Below are 422 nucleotides of genomic sequence, written 5' to 3'. Positions count from 1 at the left end.
CGCCAGATAGGTGCCGCCGATACCCGCCAGCAAGCCGCCGATGATCAGCGCTGTGTAGCGCATCCGCACCACCGAAATACCGGCGGTATCGACCGCTGCCGGAGCCTCGCCCACCGCCCGCAGACGCAGACCGAAGCGGGTGCGAAACATCACCCACCAGGCCAGCGGGACGCAGGCAAACGCCACGTACTCCAGCAGGGAGTGGCCACTCAAGAGCTCGCTGTAGAGCTGGCCGATCACCGGCACATCATAGAGCTCCTTGGCATAGGGGAACTCGATGGGGGCGAACCGGGCATCACCGGACAGTGCCGGGGTCTGGCCACCCTGATCGAACCAGTAACGGCCCAGGGTGACGGTCAGACCGGCCGCCAGAATGTTGATGGCCATGCCGCTCACCACCTGATCACCACGGTGGGTGATGG

At 65.4% G+C, this 422-nt stretch carries 1 protein-coding gene; it reads right to left on the bottom strand.

Annotated elements, in window-relative coordinates; all coding sequences use genetic code 11:
* Positions 1 to 422 (bottom strand): ABC transporter permease subunit (locus AACS18_RS07825; RefSeq protein ID WP_445206796.1); only part of this gene is annotated, 422 nt, incomplete at both ends.

The sequence above is a fragment of the Aeromonas sp. HMWF015 genome, from assembly GCF_963878965.1.
GTDB lineage: Bacteria > Pseudomonadota > Gammaproteobacteria > Enterobacterales > Aeromonadaceae > Aeromonas > Aeromonas veronii.
The sequence above is the reverse complement of the archived record's forward strand: the minus strand, read 5'-3'. Positions and strand labels throughout refer to the sequence as shown.